At 29.3% G+C, this 21,500-nt stretch carries 21 protein-coding genes and 3 tRNA genes; 17 read left to right on the top strand and 7 right to left on the bottom strand.

Translation table 11 applies throughout. The features are described 5' to 3' along the window. Positions 1 to 193 precede the first annotated feature (193 nt). The gene (locus L0U77_RS01105; RefSeq protein WP_233896908.1) at positions 194 to 1,555 is read left to right on the top strand and encodes an SNIPE associated domain-containing protein; all 1,362 of its coding nucleotides are present in this window, start codon (positions 194 to 196) and stop codon (positions 1,553 to 1,555) included. Between the two features lie 86 nt (positions 1,556 to 1,641). Further along, on the top strand, positions 1,642 to 2,493 hold the full coding sequence (locus tag L0U77_RS01110; protein WP_233900632.1) for an alpha/beta fold hydrolase: 852 nt from the start codon (positions 1,642 to 1,644) through the stop codon (positions 2,491 to 2,493). A gap of 9 nt (positions 2,494 to 2,502) precedes the next feature. Here the strand turns inward: L0U77_RS01110 and L0U77_RS01115 are convergent, their stop codons facing one another. The 3 genes from L0U77_RS01115 to mnmC2 form a co-directional block, all read right to left on the bottom strand. Continuing rightward, positions 2,503 to 3,240 (bottom strand): tRNA1(Val) (adenine(37)-N6)-methyltransferase, encoded by a 738-nt coding sequence (locus tag L0U77_RS01115; protein ID WP_233900633.1) that lies wholly within the window; start codon positions 3,238 to 3,240, stop codon positions 2,503 to 2,505. Further along, positions 3,241 to 3,372 (bottom strand): hypothetical protein, encoded by a 132-nt coding sequence (locus tag L0U77_RS11860; protein ID WP_256444157.1) that lies wholly within the window; start codon positions 3,370 to 3,372, stop codon positions 3,241 to 3,243. 68 nt (positions 3,373 to 3,440) lie between these two features. Continuing rightward, complete coding sequence (mnmC2, locus tag L0U77_RS01120; protein ID WP_193699690.1) at positions 3,441 to 4,130, bottom strand: tRNA (5-methylaminomethyl-2-thiouridine)(34)-methyltransferase MnmC2; 690 nt, start codon at positions 4,128 to 4,130, stop codon at positions 3,441 to 3,443. A gap of 177 nt (positions 4,131 to 4,307) precedes the next feature. Here mnmC2 and L0U77_RS01125 point away from each other — a divergent pair, with 177 nt between their 5' ends. Together L0U77_RS01125 and L0U77_RS01130 are read left to right on the top strand one after the other, a co-directional pair. Further along, positions 4,308 to 5,363, top strand: coding sequence for a branched-chain amino acid aminotransferase (locus L0U77_RS01125; protein WP_233883850.1), 1,056 nt, complete (start codon positions 4,308 to 4,310; stop codon positions 5,361 to 5,363). Between the two features lie 152 nt (positions 5,364 to 5,515). After that, complete coding sequence (locus tag L0U77_RS01130) at positions 5,516 to 6,397, top strand: TlpA family protein disulfide reductase (protein WP_233899696.1); 882 nt, start codon at positions 5,516 to 5,518, stop codon at positions 6,395 to 6,397. A gap of 9 nt (positions 6,398 to 6,406) precedes the next feature. Here L0U77_RS01130 and L0U77_RS01135 read toward each other — a convergent pair whose 3' ends face one another. Further along, on the bottom strand, positions 6,407 to 6,796 hold the full coding sequence (locus tag L0U77_RS01135; protein WP_233896903.1) for a nucleoside triphosphate pyrophosphohydrolase family protein: 390 nt from the start codon (positions 6,794 to 6,796) through the stop codon (positions 6,407 to 6,409). Positions 6,797 to 6,866: 70 nt separating this feature from the next. Here L0U77_RS01135 and L0U77_RS01140 point away from each other — a divergent pair, with 70 nt between their 5' ends. Beyond that, positions 6,867 to 7,082 carry a hypothetical protein gene (locus tag L0U77_RS01140; protein WP_233900634.1) on the top strand — a complete coding sequence of 72 codons (216 nt, stop codon included), beginning with the start codon at positions 6,867 to 6,869 and terminating at the stop codon, positions 7,080 to 7,082. An 82-nt stretch (positions 7,083 to 7,164) separates the two neighbouring features. On the opposite strand, the gene L0U77_RS01145 is transcribed toward L0U77_RS01140, so the two are convergent. Both L0U77_RS01145 and L0U77_RS01150 read right to left on the bottom strand, forming a co-directional pair. Further along, positions 7,165 to 9,222, bottom strand: a complete 2,058-nt coding sequence (locus L0U77_RS01145; protein ID WP_233898206.1) for a dipeptidyl peptidase 3 — start codon at positions 9,220 to 9,222, stop codon at positions 7,165 to 7,167. A 60-nt stretch (positions 9,223 to 9,282) separates the two neighbouring features. After that, positions 9,283 to 9,843, bottom strand: coding sequence for a DNA-3-methyladenine glycosylase I (locus L0U77_RS01150; protein ID WP_101918016.1), 561 nt, complete (start codon positions 9,841 to 9,843; stop codon positions 9,283 to 9,285). Between the two features lie 515 nt (positions 9,844 to 10,358). Between L0U77_RS01150 and sppA the strand changes: the two genes are divergently transcribed. Then, positions 10,359 to 12,116 carry a signal peptide peptidase SppA gene (sppA, locus tag L0U77_RS01155; RefSeq protein WP_233883844.1) on the top strand — a complete coding sequence of 586 codons (1,758 nt, stop codon included), beginning with the start codon at positions 10,359 to 10,361 and terminating at the stop codon, positions 12,114 to 12,116. A 91-nt stretch (positions 12,117 to 12,207) separates the two neighbouring features. On the opposite strand, the gene metK is transcribed toward sppA, so the two are convergent. Continuing rightward, a complete protein-coding gene (gene metK / locus L0U77_RS01160; RefSeq protein ID WP_101918018.1) occupies positions 12,208 to 13,464 on the bottom strand; it encodes a methionine adenosyltransferase in 1,257 nt (418 codons plus the stop codon). 376 nt (positions 13,465 to 13,840) lie between these two features. On the opposite strand from metK, the gene trxA reads away from it, so the two are divergent. From trxA to L0U77_RS01215, 11 genes are all read left to right on the top strand, one after another. Beyond that, positions 13,841 to 14,158, top strand: a complete 318-nt coding sequence (gene trxA / locus L0U77_RS01165; RefSeq protein WP_058885805.1) for a thioredoxin — start codon at positions 13,841 to 13,843, stop codon at positions 14,156 to 14,158. A 77-nt stretch (positions 14,159 to 14,235) separates the two neighbouring features. After that, on the top strand, positions 14,236 to 15,159 hold the full coding sequence (locus L0U77_RS01170) for a DUF58 domain-containing protein (protein ID WP_193699622.1): 924 nt from the start codon (positions 14,236 to 14,238) through the stop codon (positions 15,157 to 15,159). A 57-nt stretch (positions 15,160 to 15,216) separates the two neighbouring features. Beyond that, positions 15,217 to 15,290 (top strand) — tRNA-Asp (locus L0U77_RS01175). Between the two features lie 37 nt (positions 15,291 to 15,327). Further along, positions 15,328 to 15,401: transfer RNA gene (locus L0U77_RS01180), tRNA-Asp, on the top strand. A 39-nt stretch (positions 15,402 to 15,440) separates the two neighbouring features. Beyond that, positions 15,441 to 15,514, top strand: a tRNA-Asp gene (locus L0U77_RS01185). A gap of 227 nt (positions 15,515 to 15,741) precedes the next feature. Next, entirely contained in the window at positions 15,742 to 16,152 is a 411-nt protein-coding gene (locus L0U77_RS01190) for a hypothetical protein (RefSeq protein WP_101918019.1), read from the top strand. A 595-nt stretch (positions 16,153 to 16,747) separates the two neighbouring features. Then, positions 16,748 to 17,332, top strand: a complete 585-nt coding sequence (locus tag L0U77_RS01195; RefSeq protein ID WP_233900635.1) for a hypothetical protein — start codon at positions 16,748 to 16,750, stop codon at positions 17,330 to 17,332. 53 nt (positions 17,333 to 17,385) lie between these two features. Beyond that, entirely contained in the window at positions 17,386 to 19,824 is a 2,439-nt protein-coding gene (locus L0U77_RS01200) for a hypothetical protein (protein WP_233900636.1), read from the top strand. A 235-nt stretch (positions 19,825 to 20,059) separates the two neighbouring features. Beyond that, entirely contained in the window at positions 20,060 to 20,623 is a 564-nt protein-coding gene (locus L0U77_RS01205) for a hypothetical protein (protein ID WP_233900637.1), read from the top strand. A 2-nt stretch (positions 20,624 to 20,625) separates the two neighbouring features. Next, positions 20,626 to 21,075 (top strand): helix-turn-helix transcriptional regulator, encoded by a 450-nt coding sequence (locus tag L0U77_RS01210; protein WP_233900638.1) that lies wholly within the window; start codon positions 20,626 to 20,628, stop codon positions 21,073 to 21,075. Next, positions 21,075 to 21,497 (top strand): hypothetical protein, encoded by a 423-nt coding sequence (locus L0U77_RS01215; RefSeq protein WP_233900639.1) that lies wholly within the window; start codon positions 21,075 to 21,077, stop codon positions 21,495 to 21,497. The genes L0U77_RS01210 and L0U77_RS01215 overlap by 1 nt, the downstream gene beginning before the upstream one ends. The last annotated feature ends 3 nt before the right edge of the window (positions 21,498 to 21,500 follow it).

Here is a 21,500-nt window from a genome sequence, read left to right on the forward strand (position 1 = left end):
CTACAGCAAATAAGAATGCGACTTCTTGCTTTTCTATTATTTTTTTTTAAAAAATAAAATTTAAACAGGCTCTCACTTAAATTACTTCGATTTCCTTGGATAACTTATTATTTATTTTGTATTTTTAAGTCGATTTTTTAAAAAAAAATTGATAGAAATTTAGCGTAAAATTAAAAAATACAAAAACCATGCTATGGATATTTTTAATATAAAAACAATAAAATTACTTGAAAATAAATTAGAACGTTACTCAAAAATAACGGACGTAGAAAATGAAATAAAACAATTACAAGAAAAATTTGAAGCTGATTGTAAAAATCAAATAGAAAAATTAAATATTCGCGATAAAGAAATTCAACTCAAAAAAAATAAACTCCATTTTAGAGAAGAAATTTTTAATAATAATTACAAACAAGCAACCTTAAAATTTTCAAAATTAAAAAAAGAAATTGATTTTTATCAAACTGATTTAGATGCAATTTCTGTCGGTATTCAAAAACCAGTCTATAAATTCGATACTGCCGAACAATACAAAGAAGAACTTGTTAAAATTAGAAATCAACAAAAAATAGCCATTAAAAATAACAGTGCAACAAACTATGAAATCCCTGTTCTTTTCGGTAAAAAAACAGCAACAAATATTGAAAAAGCTAAAAAATCCGCAGAATTACAAGCAAAATTAATGCTTAAAGCTTTTAATGAAGAATGTAATACCTTAATTTCAAAAGTTAAATGGAATACTATCGAATCTGTTAAAAAAAGAATTGAAAAAGCATTTCTGACAACTAATAAATTAGGGAAATCAAACCATATTGCTATTCAAAATTCCTTTTTACACCTAAGAATCAAAGAATTAAACTTAGTAGGCGCTTATCAAAATAAAAAACAAGCCGAAAAAGAAAAAGAACTTGAGGTAAAAAAACAAATCCGAGAAGAAAATAAATTACTTCGAGATATTGAAAATAGCAAGAAAAAAATAGAAAAACAAGAAATAGTATTTCAAAAACAATTAGAAAAAGCCAATAAAGAAATAAGTACAGCTTCAGGAAAAAATAAAAAACAACTGACCGATAAAATCAAAAAAATAACACACGATTTAAATACCGTAATTGCTGATAAACAAAAAGCGTTCGCTATGGAAAAAAATGCGACAGCAGGACATGTTTATATTATTTCTAATGTTGGCTCATTTGGAAAAAATATTTATAAAATCGGGATGACTCGCAGACTAGAACCTCTTGAACAAATCAACGAATTACAAACCGATGCACTACCTTTTCAGTTTGATGTTAATGCTATAATTTTCAGTAATAATGCTCCCGAACTAGAAAAAAAAATACTACAAGAACTCAAAGATAAAAATATAAATCCAGTTAATTTTAAGAAAAATTTCTTTAAAGTTTCGATAAAAGAACTTGAAAAAATTATAAAAAATAACTTTACCGAAGATTTCACCTTGATTAAAACTCCTAAAGCAACAGAATATCGAATTGCTAAAAATATCCTCTCGAATAAAAAACCTATCATTAAAGATTGTCTTCTTCTAAAAAAATAATGGCTATTTTTAACTATAAATATATCTTGATTATTAACCTATTTCCCTTTATTATTGCACAAAAAAATAGCAAATAAATCACTTGTATGAAAAAATCAATACTTATTAAACTTATTCTATTCCTTTTAATTTTTCCATTTACGACCAGTAATGCCCAAGATAATTTTATAATTCCATACGGAAATAATAAATCCGTAGGAAAATACGCCAAAGTAAATGGCACTAAAATTTATTATGAACAATACGGAAAAGGCGAGCCGTTGTTTATTATTCACAGTTGTGGAACGGATATCAAAGCAATGGAATATCAAATTGATTTTTTCAAAAAAAAGTACAATGTTATTGCCGTCGATAGTCGAGGACAAGGAAAATCGAAGTTAAAAACAACTAATTTAACCTATGATTTAATGGCAAAAGATTATGAAGCGCTTGCGAACTATTTAAAATTAGATGCCATTAATATTCTTGGCTGGAGCGATGGAGCTATTATTGGTTTAAAAATGGGAATCAACAATAAAATCAAGATAAAAAAAATAATTGCAATGGGTCCAAATTTAAGACTTGACTCAACTGCTGTGAACAATTGGGCAATTAAACAAGTTCAAGAAATGCACTCGCAAACTATTAAAATGCTAAAAAATGGCGATACATCTAAAAATTGGGAAAAAGAACTACAATTAGACAAATTATTATTAAATTCTTCTGAGATTACTCATAAAGCATTGAAAAAAATTACCGCCGAAGTTTTAGTTATTATTGGCGATAGAGATATTATTAAAAACCAACATGCCGTTGAAATTTTCGATAATATCTCCAAAGCACAACTCTGTATTTTACCTGGAGCAAATCATGGAATGCCTCGTAATAATTCAGAAATGTTTAATACAATTTCACATCATTTTTTAACTCAAAAATTTGATTATTCCAATGATAAATAAATATAAAACTTACATTTTTAAATAAAAATCTTTTGTAAGATTGATATAGGTATCGGTATATTGATGCCTTTCTTTTTCAATAATTAAAATTTCTTCCCGATTATTTGTAAGGTTTTCAGCCTGATTTTCATCAAAAGAAAAAGCCAATAAACTTCGGATAATTTCGGAGTCTTCATTGCCTTTTACATGACAAATACGTTGTAAAAACAACTTCGATTCTTCGGCTAATTTCACGAAATTCTCTTGCTCTTTATAAGGAATTATGACCGAGAATATTCCTTTTTCTGATAAAATTTCAGCAACACCTTTTAGTAATTTTTCAAAAGATAATGACGAAGTAAAACGAGCTTTATTTCGAGCTTCATTTTGAGTTTCAAAAGCATCGGTATAAAATGGTGGATTGGAAACAATAACATCGTATTGCTCCTGTTCTTCTGCCATTTCTTGAGCAAAATCTGAAAAAGAAGCATTATAACAAAACAATCGGTCACCCCAAGGAGATTGCTCAAAATTTGAAACCGTTTGCTCATACGCATCGGCATCAATTTCAACGGCATCTACTGTCATCGCATCGCTTCGTTGTGCCAACATTAATGAAATAACACCTGTACCTGAACCGATGTCTAAAATGGAATCTGGATATGCACCCAACGAACACCAAGCTCCTAACAACACGGCATCTGTACCGATTTTCATGGCTGTTTTATCTTGATGTACTTCAAATTCTTTAAATTGAAATGGCTTCATTTATAAAATTTTTCCGATTATTTTATCCGCATTAAAAAACAAGTATAAAATAACGATTAATACAATTATTAAAAGCATTCCTTTCTTCGGATTTGTACTTTTTCTATTTCCAAAACGTCTTTGAAATTTCATTATTTATGATGATTATTTCTTATTATTTATGTGTAATTATTTTTCTTATTTATGATGCAATCTTGTTTTTATGCTTGTTTTATCGCACGAAGCATTTCTCTTTTTCCTGGAGGACCTGCCAATCGTTCTACAGTAAAACCAACCGACTGCATCGCACGTCTAACGCTACCTTTTGCACAATACGTTACTAAAATTCCGTTTTCTTTTAAGGCTTCAAACATCTTTTTAAAAATTGCTTCTGTCCATAAATCAGGCTGATGTTCTGCTCCAAAAGCATCAAAATATATCAAATCAAATGCTGATTTATCATCAATAGCTGTAAAAAATTGTTGCCGTTTTGTTAAACTGAAATCTGGTGTAATTTCGTGTTTTTTATCCCAAGAAAAGTTGTGCATCTTATCAAAAATAACCTGATCTTTTTCAGCTTTTAATTCGGCTACATAATTTAATTTTTCAACTTCCTCTTTTACAACAGGATATGCCTCTACTCCAACATAATTTATCTTTTTTGATGCCCTTTTTGATGCAATTAAATTCGCTCTTGAATTTTCTAAAAAAGTGATAAAACAATTTAAACCTGTACCAAAACCGATTTCTAAAATTGAAATTTCAGAGGTTGTTTGCAATGCTAATCCGCTTTTTATAAAAACATGATACGCCTCTTGAATAGCGCCGTGTTTTGAATGATATTGCTCATTCCAATCGGGTAAATAAATGGTTGTAGAACCGTCGGATGTTATAATTATTTCTCGTTTAATAATATATATTTTTTATACTATTCATGAAATACTCATGAAATACTTACTTCAAAGATATGTTATTTTTAACAATCTTATTTCTTATTTATTGTTTTAACATGTAGCTATTTGTGGCTATTTGTAGTAAAAATCCTACAATTTTTGTATTTTTGTGTACTAATATATACACTTTTTTTTATGGAATCGAACATACGCGTAAAGCTTGTCGAAAAATCAAAGATTGACACCGTAGATTTTAACAATTTAACCTTTGGTGGTATCTTTTCAGATCACATGTTTGTTTGTGATTATATTGATGGAGAATGGAAAAACGCTTCTATTGAACCTTACGCACCAATTTCATTAAATCCTTCGGCTAAAATTTTCCACTACGGACAATCTATTTTTGAAGGAATGAAAGCCTACAAAGATGCCGATAATAAGACCTTATTATTTCGTCCTTTAGACAATCATAAACGATTAAATAAATCGGCAGAACGTTTGGTAATTCCTCAAATTCCTGAGGATATTTTTATGGATGGCTTAAAAAAATTATTAGAAATCGATAACAAATGGATTCCAACCAATGAAGGAAGTTCATTATATATTCGTCCTTTTATATTTGCCTCTGGCGAAGGTTTTCATGCATCGCCTGCCAATGCTTATAAATTGATTATTTGTACCGCTCCTTCTGGTGCTTATTTTTCTGGAGATGTTAAGGTTTTAATTGAAGAAAAATATGCTCGTGCCGCTAATGGTGGTGTTGGTTTTGCAAAAGCTGGAGGAAATTATGCCGCACAATTTTATCCAACGAAATTAGCAACTGATAAAGGTTATCAGCAAGTAATTTGGACAGATGATAATACGCATCAATATATTGAAGAAGCAGGTGCAATGAATATTTTTATCAGAATTAATGACACCTTAATTACAAGCCCAACGAGCGACCGAATTTTAGATGGAATTACTCGAAAAAGTATTCTTCAAATTGCTGAGGATAAAAATATTCCTGTAGAAGTTCGTAAAATTACGGTATCCGAGGTGGTAGAAGCTGCTGAAAATGGTTCTTTAAAAGAAATGTTTGGTGCAGGAACAGCTGCAGTAATTTCACCAATTTCTGGTTTTGGATTCGATAACAAAGAATATGATTTGCCTAAAATAACAGACGGATACGCTACGAATTTAAAGAAATATATCACCGATATACAAACCAATAAATCCGAAGATCCATACGGTTGGAGAGTTCAACTTTAATGAAAAATTAAAGAATAAATATTAAAAAGCATCAAGTAAAACTTGATGCTTTTTTTAGGCGTTAAAAAAAACACGTTAAAATAACTTTAATAAATCATAAAATAACAAGAGTAATCAGTAATTTTATCTTTTTAAAAAACCCTTCTAAAATAATGAAAAATATTATCCTCATAATACTATCTATACTAATAGGTTTTGCGTTATCCGTATTTATTTTAAAGAGCTATTTTAAAAATTATAATGAAAATTCTAGTCAAAAAAACAACTCAAATTCGCAAACAAGTGCGCTAATAACAACTAAAAAAACAACTGTTAAAAAAGATTTTGATGCTTGGAACGCAAACATGAAAAAAAATATCGACTTAACAGCAACCTTTATTGCTATTGATGAAAAAGGAATAACAATAACAAAACCAATGTTTTTAACACTATTACAAACAGGAATCTATCTTGTTGAAAAATTGGAAAAAGAAACGCTTACCACCTACAAATTAACCACAACGCAACAACCTGTTAACCAAAAAATAAAAAAAGCCATTATAAGAAAAGCTCGGGTTGCTTACGAATATTTTAAAATGGAAGGGCAAAAATTACCTGAATATGATTTTACGGATTTAAATGGAATATCGCACAATAAAGAAGTGCGTACCACAGGAAAAATAACGGTCTTAAAATCGTGGTTTATTAATTGCAAAGTTTGTGTGGAAGAATTTCCTAAACTCAATGATTTAGTGGATACGTATCAAAATGAAGATATTCAATTTATTTCTTTAGCCTTTAATGAAAAAGATAAATTGAAAAAATTTTTAAAAACAAAACCATTTAAATATGTTACCATACCAAATCAGAAAAAATATATGTCGAAAAACTTAAAAGTAAAGCAATATCCGACACATATTATTATCAATTCAGATGGTGTTATTCTTAAGGTTGTCAATAATGTTGATACGTTAACTTCCGAACTTGAACGCATTTTAGAAGAAGAAAATCATCAAAAAATTCAACAAGATATTCAAGAAAACATTCAAGAATAATAAATCAATTTAATACGTCTCTAAAATTTCTTTGATATTGGGTTTAAAATAATTTTCACCTTTTAAAACCTTCCCGTCTTCTCGATAAATTGGTTCCCCGTTTTCATCTAATTTACTCATATTACTTCGCTGAATTTCGTTAAAAACAGCTTCAATTTTATCCTGCATTCCATGTTCGATAATTGTTCCACATAAAATATACAACATATCGCCCAAGGCATCGGCAACCTCAACTAAATCATTATTTTTACAGGCTTCTAAATATTCTTCATTTTCTTCTTTCATCAACTCGAAACGCAATTTTTTTCTATCCTCTGAAATAGCGATTGTTGGTTTATTTTGAATATTTATTTTAAATGCTTCGTGAAATTCTTGCACTGCTTTTAGTTTATTTTTCATGTGTTTTGCGTGTTTTTTGTATATTTTTTATATTGTTAGTTTTAAGTAACTTTGCTAAAAATAAAAGATTATGTTCATTCCTTTTGCTACCATCGAATTTACCACAGGTAGAATTGTTTTTTCGTGTTTATTTATTATCGCTTTTGTAATTGTGATGTTTTACAGTTATAAAAAAGATGCTAAAAACAATCAAAAATACTATAAAAATAGTGCTTTATTTGTTGCCATCGGGATTCTAACGGCTATTACATTATTATTTCTTGCAAAATATTTAATCAAAGGATAAAATTAATTCTTCGATTTATAAAGATAAAAAACCGATTCTTTTATAAAGAATCGGTTTTTATTTTAGAGATTTTTAAATCTAATTAATTTTTGATAGGTAAAAAACTATGATTTTTAGCATAAAATTTCATTTGTTCTTCAAAAGTTTCAGGCTGTGTCACTTTTACATCTGTGATAGTTCCTTCGGCATCGGTTACGGGTACTAAAACAGGATTTACAAAACCATTATATGGTGCAGATGTAAATTGTTTATTACGTTCTAAAACTTCTTTATGTAATTCCTGATTTACTTTTACACCATATCCTTCTACTAATTTTTTTGCGGCATCAAAATCTCCTTCGGATTTAATTCGTTGGGTTTCTTTTAACAAACGCCCAAAAATTTCACGAAGTTTTAGGTAATCATTTACAACGAAATATGTTTTTCCATCTTTCGATATTTTTTCAATAACATTCTCTTTTTGTCCTTGTTCAAAAGCCCAAGCCGAAACCCATTGACGGTTTACCATGTGATCTTCTTCAATATCATCTCCTAATTTAATACGAACTAATTGTGTCATCAAACCATTTCTGATATATCCATCATACGCGGCTTTTCCTGTTTTTTCCCAATCAGAAACCAAGCCTAATTCTTGTAATTTAGCATCCATTAAATAATACAATCCAACCAAATCTGCTCTTCCTTCTTCCATGGTAGAGGCGTAATTTTTCAAGGTTTCTTTAGGTTGTCCAATTCCGTCATTTATTTGTCCTGATGCGTGTCCAATAACCTCATGTAATGCGGTGTGTAGTTTATCGGCTAATTTTCCATATTCAAGTTCTACTGCTATTTCCTCTTGATTATAAGCAAATTCTTTCAATCTTCCTGAACCACCAGCATTGTTATACGCACCAATAATATTTCCTAAGGATACTGATTTAGAACCATGTTGTTCACGAATCCAGTTATTATTTGGCAGGTTCACTCCGATTGGCGTACTTGGTGATGCGTCTCCTGCTTCTGATGCAACATTTACTGTTTTATACGAAACACCGACTACATTTTGTTTTTTGTGTGTTGGTGATAAAGGTGCATTATCTTCAAACCATTGTGCATTTTCAGATAAAACTTTCATTTTTTTAGACATCTCAAAATCTTTAATTTGAACAATTGTTTCATACGAACCTCGATATCCTTTTGGATCATTATATACTTCGATAAAACCATTTATCCAATCAATATTTCCTTGTGTAGCAGTTGCCCAGGCGATACAATATTGATCCCAAACATCTAAACTTCCTGTTCTATAATATTCAATTAATAAACCTAAAGCTGTTCCTTGTTTTTCATTTTCAGCAACTTCTTTTGCTTTTTCTAACCAAAAAATGATAGTATCGATAGCTTCTCCATACATCCCACACGATTTCCAAACTTTTTCTACTAATTTTCCATTTTCACGTACTAATTTAGAATTTAAACCTGCTTCAATAGGTTGTTTTTCGCTTCCTTTGTAGGCTGTTTTGTAAAAATTTTCAACATCTTTACTGGTAATATCTGCACCATAAAAGTTAATTGCTGATGCTAATACATTATCGACACCTGCTTTTTTATTTACTTTTTTAGCGTCTTTATCATTAAAAATAACTTCTAAAGCTTCTTCGGATAAATTTGCTTTTGTTTGCTTTAATAAATCAGTTAAATATTCTTTAGAAAAATCAGGTTTAATTTTGTCGTTCGAATAATGATGATGAATTCCGTTTGAAAACCAAACACGTTTTAAATAGGTCGTAAATTTTTTAAAATCTTCACTATTTTTATCGCCTGAAAAATTAGTATTGATATGTTCTAAAGCATTTCTAATTTCAAGATTATGACGATAATTTTGATCCCACATAATATCTCTCCCTGCTAATCCTGCTTGGCTTAGATAATATACCAGTTTTTTTTCTTTGAGCGTTAGTGCTTCAAATCCTGGAATTTGATATCGTAATACCTTTATATCGGCAAATTGTTCGACTTCATGATTAAATTTCGGTGCTTTTTTAGCAACAGTTCCTATTGTTTCTTTTGCTATTTCAGTTGATGTTTCTTTTTTTCCATCACCACAAGAAGCTAGTAAACTAAGGGTTGCAACGGCACAAAGTAGTTGTTTTATGTTCATTTTTGATGCTTTTATTTAACAGGTTTTAATTAATTTTTATGCGGATCAAAGATACAAAATTTAAAATTCAGAATACTTAAAACAACTTGTCGTATGATCGTTAACCATGCCTATCGCCTGCATATATGCGTAGATAATGGTAGCTCCTACAAACTTAAAACCTCGTTTTTTCAAATCTTTTGAAATGGTATCTGATAAGGCTGTACTTGCGGGTACTTCTGCGCTATTTTTAAAGTTATTTTTGATTGGTTTTCCTGCAACAAAACTCCAAATATATGCTGAAAAAGAACCAAATTCTTTTTGAACTTCCATAAAAAGCTTAGCGTTTAAAATAGCAGATTTAATTTTTAATTTATGCCTTACAATTCCTACATTTTGAAGTAACTCATCGTACTTATATTCATCATAATTGGCAATTTTAGTATAATCAAAATTATCGAAAGCACTGCGGAAATTTTCTCTTTTCTTTAAAATAGTAATCCAATTTAAACCCGCTTGAAAGCTTTCTAGTAGTAAAAATTCAAATAAAACCGCATCATCATATACGGGAACTCCCCATTCGGTATCATGATATTTTATATACAACGGATTATTTCCTACCCATAAACATCTTTTTTTCATTTTTGAACTATTTAAGGTTGAAATTTACTGTTAAACATTTTAAAAATGATTAAGAGCCTGTTTAAATTTCATCTAAAAAAGTTTTGTAATATAAAAATAAGAAATCGAATCCGTCAAACTGAATTTAGTTCAGTTTCGCATCCTGATTTGCCGTAGTTTTTAGCTTTTTTTTTGATGATTCTTGTCAATTCGAATTATTTTAATAACTAAAAGCAATTAAAATTATATCGAGAATTTGATTGTTTTCTGTTGATGAATTTTTAGTTATTTTGATGTTAAATAAGTTCTCGAAATGATTAGTAACAATGCCTAGCCCCGATTGAAGCAATTGTTTGAGCTCCTTTTTTTGATTTTTCTTCAAAAAAAGAGCGAGTGCGGAAAGCGGGAAATAGCTTCAAATAATTTTTATTGTCTTATATTATCCTGATAAAAAATAAGACAAATTTCAATTTTAAAGAGTGTTTTAAAACTTCATGTAAAACTGTATCTTTACTCAAAAAAATTAACAGCACTATATGAACTTTTTACGAAATTTACTAGCTTCAATTCTTGGCTTTTTTATCGCCTTATTTTTACTGTTTTTCTTCTTTATCGGAATCGCTGCCGTAATGGGTACGGGAATGAGCGGTGACCAAGAAATTTTTATAAAAGAAAATACTGTTTTAGAATTAGATTTATCGACACCTATAAAAGATTATGCTCCTAAAGAAAAAAATCCTTTAGCAGAAATTTTAGAATTAGCTGATGAAAAATTAGCCTTGAATAAAATAATAAATGCTATCGAAAATGCAAAAACAGATCCTAATATTACAGGAATTAGCATTAAAACAACACAAGTAAATGCAGGAATTGCACAAACACAAGCCATCAGAAATAAATTGCAGGATTTTAAAAAAAGTGGCAAATTTATATACGCTTATAATGATGTTTACACACAAAAAAATTATTACTTAAGTTCTGTTGCCGATAGCTTATTTTTAAATCCTGTAGGCGCTATTGATTTTAAAGGATTATCAACCGAAATTTTATATTATAAAGATTTTGAAGATAAATACGGAATTAAAATGGAAGTAATTCGTCATGGAAAATATAAAAGTGCCGTTGAACCCTATTTAACCAATAAAATGAGCGATGCAAATCGAGAACAAACAACCTCTCTTTTAAAATCTATTTGGTCGGAAATTACTACCGATGTTAGTGAGAGTAGAAATATTTCTATCGAAAAATTAAACCTAATTGCCGATAATGCCAACGGTAGAAATGCCGAAATCGCCAAAGAAAATAACTTAATTGATGGAATTATTTATCAAGATCAATACGAACAAAAATTAACCTTAAATTCTGATAAAAAAGCACATACCATTTCTTTAGAAGACTATATAAAAACAGGAAAAGGACGTATTTATTCTTCAGAAAAAAATAAAATTGCCGTTATTTACGCACAAGGAGAAATTAGATACGCCAAAGGAAATGAAAATATTATTGGACAAGAAATTACCAACGAAGCAATTCGAGAAGCAAGAAAAGATAAAAATGTAAAAGCCATTGTATTACGTGTAAATTCTCCTGGAGGAAGTGCCTTGGCTTCGGAACTTATTTGGCGTGAATTGGAATTGGCAAAAAAAGAAAAACCATTAGTAGTTTCTATGGGGAATTTAGCCGCTTCTGGCGGATATTATATTGCTTGTAATGCCGATAAAATTATCGCTGAACCAACAACAATTACAGGTTCTATCGGTGTTTTTGGAGCGATTCCGAATGTGCATCAATTTGCAGAAAATATTGGAATTAATGCCGAACAAGTATCTACAAATAACAATCCTAATTATAGTCTTTTTGAACCAATAAATGATAAATTTTATAGCGTAACAAAACAAGGCGTAGAACATATTTATACCATTTTTGTAAACCGTGTTTCAGCAGGTAGAAATATGACTTTTGAACAGGTAAATAACGTTGCTCAAGGGAGAGTTTGGACAGGAAAACAAGCACTTGAAAATGGGTTAGTTGATAAATTAGGAAGTTTAAATGATGCCATTAAAGTTGCTTCAGAATTAGCAAATATTGATGTTTATAAAGTTCGCAATTACCCTGATTATAAAATAGATTTTAAAGAAGCCTTCAACTTTTCTCTTTTTGCAAAATCATCTAAAAATGAAATTCTGAAAGAAGCTTTAGGTTCTGAAAATTATCAATTATACAATACTATTAATGAGCTAAAAAAATTAAAAGGAATTCAGGCGAGAATGCCGTATATTCTTCAAATAAAATAAGTTTTTAGTAAACTTCATAAAAAATCCTTGACATAATAGTATGTCAAGGATTTTTTTTTATAAATATTTTTAAAATAAAAATAGCGATTTTTTACAAACCAAAATTTTCTTTAATGACATCAACATAATCTAATTTTTCCCAAGTAAACGTTTCTACTTCTTGCGAAACAGTTTCGCCCATCGGGTTTGAAAAAGTTACAGTTTTAATTTCTGATTTTCTTCCCATATGCCCATAAGCAGCAGTTTCAGAATAAATTGGCGATCTTAATTTTAAACGTTGCTCGATAAAATAAGGACGCATATCAAAAATACGTTCTACTATTTTACTGATTTCTCCATCTGTTTTATCAACTGTTGAAGTTCCGTAAGTTTCCACATTAATACTCGTTGGTTTTGCAACACCAATAGCATAAGAAACTTGCACTAAAACTTCTTTACATAATCCTGAAGCAACTAAATTCTTCGCAATATGACGTGTTGCATACGCTCCCGAACGATCTACTTTCGATGGATCTTTTCCTGAAAATGCACCACCTCCGTGTGCTCCTTTTCCTCCGTAAGTATCAACAATAATTTTACGACCTGTTAAACCAGTATCTCCATGAGGTCCTCCGATTACAAAAACTCCCGTTGGATTAATATGATAGGTAATATTATCAGTAAATAATTTTTGAATATTTTCAGGTAATTTTGCAACTACTCTTGGAATTAAAATCGAAACAATGTCTTTTTTAATTTTTGCTAACATTACCGAATCATCAGCGTCAAAATCATCATGCTGTGTAGAAATTACAATCGCATCGATTCTTTGTGGGACGTTATCGTCAGAATATTCAATAGTTACTTGCGATTTTGCATCGGGACGTAAATACGTGATATCTGAATTTTCTCTACGTAACTCGGCTAATTCGATTAACAAACGGTGCGATAAATCCAATGCTAACGGCATATAGTTTTCCGTTTCATCGGTTGCATAACCAAACATCATTCCTTGGTCTCCTGCTCCTTGATCTTCAGGGTTTGCTCTTACAACTCCTTGATTTATATCTGGAGATTGCTCATGAATTGCCGAAAAAACACCACAAGAACTACCATCGAACATATATTCGCTTTTGGTGTATCCTATTTTGTTAATTACATCTCTTGCAATTTTTTGAACATCTAAATATGTTTTCGATTTTACTTCACCAGCTAAAACGACCTGTCCCGTGGTTACTAAGGTTTCACAAGCTACTTTTGATGTTGCATCAAAAGCTAAAAAATTATCTATTAAAGCATCAGAAATTTGATCCGCTACTTTATCTGGATGTCCTTCAGAAACACTTTCCGAAGTAAATAAATATGACATAAACTATTGTTTTTAAATTAGATAGAAGAAAAAATCAAATTACTTAGTCGTATATTGGTTGCCTAAAGAAGTAGTTTATTTCTGCTTTAGCATTTTATTTATGAACCAATGTTCAACGAGGTTGCAATCAGTCAAATTTTTCCTCAAAAATTATTAGGGCAAAGTTATTGATTATTTTACACACACAAAAACAAACGTGCAACGAACTTACATCGAATTAAAAATCAACAAAAAATAAAATACCAATAAAAATCAAAATAGAAAGTATTGATGTTATCATAATAAAAAGTAATTTTTGTAGAATTGTTTTGATTATTTTTTTGATTACTTTTGTTGTAGCGAAATAAGACTTTTAACCTAATTAAAATATAAAAAAATGGCATTAGAAATTACAGACGCAAACTTTGAAGAATTAGTATTAAAATCAGACAAACCAGTATTAGTTGATTTTTGGGCAGCATGGTGCGGACCTTGTAGAATGGTTGGTCCTATTGTTGATGAAATCGGTAATGAATACGAAGGAAAAGCTGTTGTTGGTAAAGTTGATGTTGACAACAACCAAGAATTTGCAGCTAAATATGGAGTAAGAAATATTCCTACTGTATTAGTATTCAAAAATGGTGAAGTTGTAGACAAACAAGTTGGTGCAGCTCCTAAAAAAGCATATACTGATAAAATTGACGCTGCTTTATAAGCCGTGTTTTTTATAAGATATCATTAATATATTAAAAGGTTTGGCTATTTGTCAGACCTTTTTTTTATTTTCGGAAAATGATTGATGTAACAACAATTTCTTCGGATATTAAAAACCTTGAATTACTTGCCAAACAAGTAGTAGAAGGATTTATTACAGGAATACATAAAAGTCCTTTTCATGGTTTTTCTGTGGAGTTTTCGGAACATAAACTTTATAATAAAGGTGAAAGCACCCGTCATATCGATTGGAAATTATTTGCAAAAACTGAAAAATTATATGTCAAAAAATATGAAGAAGATACTAATTTAAGATGTCATATAATTATCGATAATTCAGCTTCGATGCACTACCCTATTGTTCAAAATCAAACTATTGATACGTTAAATAAAATTGGTTTTTCAGCAGTTGCTGCTGCTTGTTTAATGGAGATTTTAAGAAAACAACGAGATGCCGTCGGATTAAGTATTTATTCGGATACCTACGAATATTATGCACCCGAAAAAGGAAGCGAACGACATCGAAAAATGTTATTGAATCAATTAGATAATTTAGTCACATCAACAAGTAAGGCTACAACGGAAACCTATCAATATTTGCATGAAATTGCAGAGAATATTCATCGGCGTTCGTTAATTTTTTTATTTACGGATATGTTTCAGACTACAAAAAATGACGATGAACTTTTTGATGCGTTAAAACATTTAAAATTTAATAAACATGAAGTAATATTGTTTCATACTTTTGATAAAAAAACAGAATTTTCGTTCAATTTTGACAATACCCCCAAAAAATTTGTCGATATTGAAACTGGTGAAGAAATAAATTTACATACTGATAACATTCAAAAAAGTTATCAAAAGCTTAGCAATACGTTTTTCAACAATTTAAAAAACAAGTGTTTACAATATAAAATAGCCTATATTCCTGTGGATATTAATGAAGGTTATGATAAAATATTAACGGCATATCTTGTTAGTAGGCAAAAAAAATACAAATAATTTTTTTCAATTAATAAAAAGGTGTTATATTTGCACTCGCTTAACGTAATTAGCAACGGTCTGGTAGTTCAGCTGGTTAGAATACCTGCCTGTCACGCAGGGGGTCGCGGGTTCGAGTCCCGTCCAGACCGCAAATTATTTAAGTGAAAAGTACAAGCTAAAAGCAACGGTCTGGTAGTTCAGCTGGTTAGAATACCTGCCTGTCACGCAGGGGGTCGCGGGTTCGAGTCCCGTCCAGACCGCAATTAGTTACGTAATTTAAAAGTATTGCTACAAGCAACGGTCTGGTAGTTCAGCTGGTTAGAATACCTGCCTGTCACGCAGGGGGTCGCGGGTTCGAGTCCCGTCCAGACCGCAAAAGCTTCTCATTTATTTGAGAGGCTTTTTCTTTTTTAAAATATATGCTACTTTTTTATCCTCAAAAATTATAGCCTCTTTTTTATCCTCAAATTTATTATAAGTTCCTTAAAAATAGCCATCATAGAAATGGGCAGAAACAAAAAATAGGCAGACACATAGGTCTGCCCCTACGTTTATAAATAGTATCTTTAATTTTTAAAAACCTCTTAATATCTAAAAAAAATGCTTAAAAAAATTAAAGAAATTGGAATAGTAATTATCATTATTTCAGCTTTTGCTTGCTGTGATTCTGAAAAACCAATAGGACTTTGGGACGATAACATTAAATTATCTCAAAAAAAAGTACAATTCTCTTCTGAAAAAAATTCAATAGTCATTAATACTAAAGGAAAATGGTGGTGGATTCATGAAGTTTCTTTAAACGGAAACTCAAATTTTGACCTAAATAAAATTGATACCAATGCAAACAATTTTATAATAAAAGAAACCGAATTCAAAATTGAAAGAAAAAATACAACCGAAATTCATATTGAAATGACCAAAAATAAAACAAATTATGAAAGAATACTGTTTATCGGTTTAGAAGCAGGAAATTATTTTGACGGAATAAAAATAACGCAAGCAAAAAATTAAAACCAAATTCTCGTCATGCTGAATCTATTTCAGCATCGCATAAAGTGAAGAATTACGGCAAATCAGGATGCGAAACTGAAATAAATTCAGTTTGACGGATTCGATTTTTTAGCTATAAAACGTTTTTTAGATGAAATTTAAACAGGCTCTTAGATATAAACGTCATGCTGAATTTATTTCAGCATCGCATAAAACCAAGAATTACGGCAAATCAGAATGCGAAACTGAAATAAAATCTTTTTAACCGATGCTATGCTATTTTTTAACAAGGGGTTTCAACCCCTTGGCGTACAATTTTGCCAACATCAAACATAAAAATGGGCAGACACATAGGTCTGCCCCTACATTAATATAAAATCTATTATAATAGCAAAATGACAAGATATTGAAATCCCTTTGACCGATGCGATGCTATTTTTTAACAAGGGGTTCAACCCCTTGCCGTACGATTTTGCCAACATCAAACTTTTTTTAAATAAAACCTTCTCAAAAAAATGAGAATATTTTTATGTTTTATATTCTATTTTTATTTGGTAAATTTAAAGCTTGGGATTTGTGAGAAAACAATTAATTTAAAATTAACTAAAATAAAACAATGACTGAAATTACTAAATTTAAAATAACCATATTTTTTTCTTCTATTGCATTAATACTATCATTGTATAACCTTTGGTTTTCGGTTATTAAATATAAATTAGATATTTCTATTGGTAAACAAGCAAAATTATATGTATGTAATTTAGATAATACTAAAATACAACCTACAATTTTTATGACTATTGCACTTACTAACTCTGGAGCAAAAACAATTTTATTGAATGATATTAAACTAAAAGTCAAATTGATTTCAAATAATAAAATTTTTATTGAACAAGAATTTACGAGAATACGAGAGTATGATAATATCTTAAAGAATGATAATCAAATTCAATCCGAGCTATTACCAATAGTTATCATTAGCAAAAACTCTATTGTTAAAAAATATGTATTTTATCCTACAAAGGAAATTTCACAATCTCAAATACCTACTAATTTTGATTTAGACATTACACTTTTAACCAAAAAAAACAAAAACTGGAAAATTCAAAAAAAGTACGTAATAAAAAATATTGATAATGTTTGGCAAGATCTTGAACAAAACAGATACAAATCATCCTTAAAAGAAATTAATGAAAAATAAAAAAACACTATCTAATACTTAAAAAAATCATCAGAAAAAGAAAAAACCAAAAAATGAAATATCAAAAAATAAGAGAGGAAGAACTTAAAAATAAAGTCGCTAATGATTGGTTTCTTCAATTTGATGCTACCGAAATACTCGGAAATATCGACTTTACTGTGTTTCCAAAACAAGACAGCTTATTTGGTAGAACGCCACTTCTTTGGGCGGAAGCCAAAACTGGCGATTTTGATGTTTCCGCAATGTTTGTGCAACTTATTTTAACTATCGGGAAAGCCAGAACTTTCGATAAAACAATGCCTCCCGCATTTCTTGGTGCGTTCGATTTTAAAAAAATTGCCTTTATTCCATACATCAATATTCAAGATATTTTTTACCTAAATGACTTTAACTGGAATGTTACGCCAAGTAATCATGATAGCAAAGAATTTAAACTCATCAAAAATAGAATTGAAAAAACACTAAAACAACAAACATATACGTTCAATTATCTGAAAGATGAAAAAGAATTAAATACATTTATCAAAAATAATGTTGCTAAAGCTACGAATAAAAGTAAAATAAAAATTGATAAAAATAATTTTATTCCTATCTATTTGCGATGGCTGGAAACTGTAAAACCGATTATTGATGTCAATTGGGACGACCTCAAAAAAGCAAATATCTTTGATAATGCCTTCTATCTTGCCGACTTATTTGTTGATGATAAAGGAACGCAAAATATTGATGACGATGTAACAACACGAGATAGTTTATTTGTCGTTTTTAAAAATCAAGGATACACAATTTCCAAAAAAGACATCAACGAAATTTTTGATGCTTCCATAAATATTCGAGACAAAGAAACGTATCAGCAATTTTGGAAAATCTACAAAAGACCGCCTTTAAAAGAATATCAAGATTATATAATTGAACGCAAAGATTTATTAGTTTCGCAAGATATTCGAGAGCGAAAAGGTGCGTATTTTACACCAAGAAAATGGGTCGAACTTTCGCAAAAATATATCACCAATTATTTAGGCGAAAATTGGCAAGATGACTATTATATTTGGGATTGTGCCTCGGGAACAGGAAATCTTTTGGCTGGTTTAAACAATAAATACAACATTTACGCAAGTACTTTAGACCAATCCGATGTAAACGTAATTCACGACAGAATTGAACACGGAGCAAACCTCTTAAAAAAGCACGTTTTTCAATTCGACTTTTTAAATGATGATTTTTCTAAGCTTCCACAAAGTTTACAAGACATTATTAATGATGAAAATAAAAGAAAAAAACTTATTATTTATATAAATCCGCCGTATGCGGAACATGGTAATCGAAAAGTTTTTTCGGGTATTGGAGAACATAAAAAAAGTGTCGCTACTACAAGTAAAATTTATAATAATTTAAGTAAAACAGTTGGTACAGCCACGCGTGAACTTTTTGCTCAATTTTTTTTACGAGTTCATGATGAAATTCCAGAATGTACTTTAGCTTCTTTTAGTACTCTAAAATATATAAATTCTCAAAATTTTTTAAAATTCAGAAAGTATTTTAAAGGAACTAATGAAAGTGGTTTTATTTGTCAATCGAATACTTTTGATAATGTAAAAGGTAAATTCCCTATTGGATTTTTAATTTGGAATTTATCGAATAAACAAGAAATTAAAGTAGTAAAAATCGATATTGTAAATGATTTTGGAGAATATATTGACTCAAAACCTTTCTATTCTTTTGAAAAAAAAGATTTCATAAGTGTTTGGCTTCGTAAACATTACAATAAAAAAAATGAAATATTAGCATATCTGATATTACCAGGAATTGATATGCAACAGCAAAATGGTGTTTATTTTACATCAAAACCAACAAATAGTGATATAAAACAGCATAAAACAACTATAATTACAAAAAATAATTTAATCATAATGGCTATTTATTTAGCTATACGTCATTGTATCAAACATACTTGGATAAATCATAATGACCAATTTTTATTTCCAAATAATCATTGGGAAAAAGATGTAGAATTTCAAAATAATTGTTTAGTTTATTCACTTTTTCACGGTAAAAATCAAATAAAATCAAATGACGGAATAAATAATTGGCTTCCATTTACAGAACAAGAAGTTGATGCAAACGAGAAATTTTCGAGTAATTTTATGACCGATTTTATAAAAGGAAAAATAAAAATTGAAAGCGAAGATACTTTATTTGGTTCTCAAGAAAATCAACAAATAAAAAGAGAATTTTCCGAAGAAGCGACAGCCGTTTTTGATGCAGGACGAAAACTTTGGAAATATTATCATTCGAAAGAAAATGTAAACGTCAATGCGTCTTTTTATGATATTCGAGAATATTTTCAAGGAAGAAGTGAAAAAGGAAGAATGAATAGCAAAAGTAGCGATGCCATTTATAGCGAATTAATTTCGGAATTACGAGAATGTTTAAAAATCCTCGCCAAAAAAATTGAACCTAAAGTTTATGAATATGAGTTTTTGAAAGGGTGAATAGCAAGGGGTTGAAACCCCTTGTTGATGGGAATATTGAATAATAATTTACTAAAAAAGATTCAATTCGATATTTAACAAGGGGGTTCAACCCCTTGCCACAATCAAAATAATATTTTAAACGCAAGTAACTAAAAAGCAATACCTAATAAAAAAAACCCGAATCAATTATAAATATTTAATCTATATTTGTATTCCTCAAAACTAAAAAAAGTAAACTTGTAGGTTGATTTTTATGAGAATAAATAATATATTTGCTATAATAAAAGACAGTTTAATTTCTGTTAAATACATAAATAATGATACGGATGAGTTTGAAAGAATTTTTGACGATTGGACAGATATTGAATTTTTATCTGATTTTTTCGAAGAACATATTCAAGACTTACAAAGCGGTTTTTTTGGTGAAATAAATATCGAACAGGCAATTGAAAGAACTATTCAAGAAGCAGAAGAACTTGAAAAAACCATATTAGAAATATCAGAAATAGGAAAAACCAACGATTATGAAACACTACAAACGCTATTTAAACCACTAAAAAACAGCAATTATCAAATTAAAAATCATTTAAAAACAAAAGCATACGGAACTGAACGTAAAAGCTGGTTAAGAATATATGCTATTAGAATTTCAAAAAATACTTTTGTTATTTCTGGCGGTGCTATTAAATTAACTGCAACCATGAATGAGCGTGAACACTTAAAAAAAGAGTTACAAAAACTAGAAATAGTAAAAGACTACTTGATTGAAAATGGATTATTTGACCAAGATGACTTCGAGTATCTAGAAATAAAATAATTATGGCAATTAAAGACCTTAATAAAAAACTAAACACACTTACTTCCGATAATAAAAGTAATTGGGAGAATAAAGCTAAAAACCGATTAGCAAATAAATCTTGGTTAAAACATTCAAGAAAAATAGCGATTAAAATTAATGTTTTCCTTAAAAATAATAATATTAAACAAAAAGAATTAGCTAAATTATTAAATGTTTCTCCTCAACAAATAAGTAAAATAATTAAAGGAAGAGAAAATTTAACTTTAGAAACCATTTCAAAAATTGAAGATGTATTAAAAATTCAATTATTGGAATTAAATAAAACACAAAAAACGCAAATAAATTTACATAAAGATTTCATTTATACAAAATCAACTTTTAAAACGAATAATAATTATAAAATGTCTTCAGTAAAAGTTATTAAAGTTGATTTTTCAAAGAATATAGCATCTAATAAAAAAGTATCATAATGAATAAAATAGGATTCAAATTAGAGAAAATAAACACCGAACAATTTGCTATAATTGAAGATGCTTATGATAATTATTCTGAAGAAATTGGATTAGAAGCAATTGTGAAATTTGGCGTAAATTCAGAAAATACAGCAATAAATTCAATTATTAAATTTCAATTTGAACAAAATAAAAAACCGTTCTTAATTATTGAGGTTTCTTGTGAATTTGGTATTGAACAAACTAAATGGAATGATTTTTCTAAAGATAAAAAAGTACATATTCCAAAAGGTTTTTTAGCACATTTAGCCATGATTACAGTAGGAACAACAAGAGGAATTTTACATTCAAAAACTGAAAACACAAAATTTAATGAGTTTATTTTGCCAACATTAAATGTTTCAGAAATGATTACAGAAGATGGTGAATTTGAGAAATAATTA

Origin of the sequence: Tenacibaculum piscium, assembly GCF_021390715.1 — a bacterium.
Taxonomy (GTDB): domain Bacteria; phylum Bacteroidota; class Bacteroidia; order Flavobacteriales; family Flavobacteriaceae; genus Polaribacter; species Polaribacter piscius.

What these genes read in the sequence shown, in the direction of transcription:
- L0U77_RS01125 (WP_233883850.1), top strand. Translation starts at nt 4,308, where the DNA reads ATGGAATCGAACATACGCGTAAAGCTTGTCGAAAAATCAAAGATTGAC.
- L0U77_RS01205 (WP_233900637.1), top strand. Translation starts at nt 20,060, where the DNA reads ATGAGAATAAATAATATATTTGCTATAATAAAAGACAGTTTAATTTCT.
- L0U77_RS01140 (WP_233900634.1), top strand. Translation starts at nt 6,867, where the DNA reads ATGTTCATTCCTTTTGCTACCATCGAATTTACCACAGGTAGAATTGTT.
- sppA (WP_233883844.1), top strand. Translation starts at nt 10,359, where the DNA reads ATGAACTTTTTACGAAATTTACTAGCTTCAATTCTTGGCTTTTTTATC.
- L0U77_RS01150 (WP_101918016.1), bottom strand. Translation starts at nt 9,843, where the DNA reads ATGAAAAAAAGATGTTTATGGGTAGGAAATAATCCGTTGTATATAAAA.
- L0U77_RS01130 (WP_233899696.1), top strand. Translation starts at nt 5,516, where the DNA reads ATGAAAAATATTATCCTCATAATACTATCTATACTAATAGGTTTTGCG.
- metK (WP_101918018.1), bottom strand. Translation starts at nt 13,464, where the DNA reads ATGTCATATTTATTTACTTCGGAAAGTGTTTCTGAAGGACATCCAGAT.
- L0U77_RS01210 (WP_233900638.1), top strand. Translation starts at nt 20,626, where the DNA reads ATGGCAATTAAAGACCTTAATAAAAAACTAAACACACTTACTTCCGAT.
- L0U77_RS01110 (WP_233900632.1), top strand. Translation starts at nt 1,642, where the DNA reads ATGAAAAAATCAATACTTATTAAACTTATTCTATTCCTTTTAATTTTT.
- L0U77_RS01195 (WP_233900635.1), top strand. Translation starts at nt 16,748, where the DNA reads ATGACTGAAATTACTAAATTTAAAATAACCATATTTTTTTCTTCTATT.
- L0U77_RS01215 (WP_233900639.1), top strand. Translation starts at nt 21,075, where the DNA reads ATGAATAAAATAGGATTCAAATTAGAGAAAATAAACACCGAACAATTT.
- L0U77_RS01135 (WP_233896903.1), bottom strand. Translation starts at nt 6,796, where the DNA reads ATGAAAAATAAACTAAAAGCAGTGCAAGAATTTCACGAAGCATTTAAA.
- trxA (WP_058885805.1), top strand. Translation starts at nt 13,841, where the DNA reads ATGGCATTAGAAATTACAGACGCAAACTTTGAAGAATTAGTATTAAAA.
- L0U77_RS01190 (WP_101918019.1), top strand. Translation starts at nt 15,742, where the DNA reads ATGCTTAAAAAAATTAAAGAAATTGGAATAGTAATTATCATTATTTCA.
- L0U77_RS01105 (WP_233896908.1), top strand. Translation starts at nt 194, where the DNA reads ATGGATATTTTTAATATAAAAACAATAAAATTACTTGAAAATAAATTA.
- L0U77_RS01145 (WP_233898206.1), bottom strand. Translation starts at nt 9,222, where the DNA reads ATGAACATAAAACAACTACTTTGTGCCGTTGCAACCCTTAGTTTACTA.
- L0U77_RS01115 (WP_233900633.1), bottom strand. Translation starts at nt 3,240, where the DNA reads ATGAAGCCATTTCAATTTAAAGAATTTGAAGTACATCAAGATAAAACA.
- L0U77_RS11860 (WP_256444157.1), bottom strand. Translation starts at nt 3,372, where the DNA reads ATGAAATTTCAAAGACGTTTTGGAAATAGAAAAAGTACAAATCCGAAG.
- L0U77_RS01170 (WP_193699622.1), top strand. Translation starts at nt 14,236, where the DNA reads ATGATTGATGTAACAACAATTTCTTCGGATATTAAAAACCTTGAATTA.
- L0U77_RS01200 (WP_233900636.1), top strand. Translation starts at nt 17,386, where the DNA reads ATGAAATATCAAAAAATAAGAGAGGAAGAACTTAAAAATAAAGTCGCT.